We start from the raw sequence: 1,025 nt of genomic DNA, 5'->3' as shown, positions 1-1,025 counted from the left end.
GTTGTTGCAATAGTTCCTTCTAATCTATTATTTACATCAGTATCAAGAGCTAATCCGATCATTGATTTTCTTGAAGTTCCAAGAAGCACCGGAAGCTCTAAAGTTTTTATTTTTTCTAGATTATTCATAACTGTTAAATTTTCTTCGTAAGTTTTAGCAAAGCCTATTCCTGGATCTAATATTATATTTTCTCTTTTAACTCCAGCTTCCATAGCTATATGTATGCTATCTATTAAATCCATTAAAACATCATTCATTAAATTATTGTATTTAGGATTTTCCCTATTATGTGTTAATATACATGGAACATTAAATTCTGCTGTTACTTTTGCTATTTCAGGTTCCTTTTTAAATCCCCATACATCATTTACCATATCTGCTCCTGCTTCTAAAGCTTTTCTTGCTGTCCCAGCCTTATATGTATCTATTGATACCGGAATATCAAATTTTTCTTTTACAGCTTTTATAATAGGAACTACTCTTTTTATTTCTTCTTCTTCAGATACTTTTTCAAAATTAGGTCTTGTTGATTCACCACCAATATCTATAATATCTGCTCCATCTTTTATCATTTTATCTACTCTTTCTAGGGCTGTATCTAAATTATTAAATTTGCCTCCATCTGAAAATGAGTCTGGAGTAAAATTAAGTATTCCCATTATATATGTTCTTTCACCTAATACAAATTCCCTATTTCCAATTTTCAAATTAATCATCTTCCTTTTATGTTATATTTTAATTTTAAAATTCTTTTTATTTTCGTCCCAATAGCACATATTTACTGCATCACAATCAAAACAATTTCTTGATTCCTTGTCGCTTGATAATATAATTTCAGAAAGCCTAATTATATCATTTAAATCATCATCTAAAATGTCCTCTTCATTATGAAAAAATTCATAATCATTTGATTTTTTTCTATGATTTAAAATTGCATTTACTATTTGATTTTTTTCTTTTGTAGTGAAGGTAGTTTCATTTAAAATTTCTTTAGCTATTTTTACACCTGCTACATTATGAGGTAT

At 27.6% G+C, this 1,025-nt stretch carries 2 protein-coding genes; both read right to left on the bottom strand.

Annotated features, from left to right (window positions below; translation table 11 throughout):
- Window positions 1-716 (bottom strand): dihydropteroate synthase (folP, locus tag ACWI69_RS12210; protein WP_448822106.1); only part of this gene is annotated, 716 nt, incomplete at its 3' end.
- Window positions 717-728: 12 nt separating this feature from the next.
- Window positions 729-1,025: hypothetical protein (locus ACWI69_RS12205; RefSeq protein ID WP_448822105.1), on the bottom strand; the 297-nt coding region annotated here is incomplete at its 5' end.

The organism is Cetobacterium sp. (genome assembly GCF_977044495.1).
Note: the sequence above shows the minus strand (reverse complement) of the source record. Positions and strands in the feature narration are given on the sequence as shown.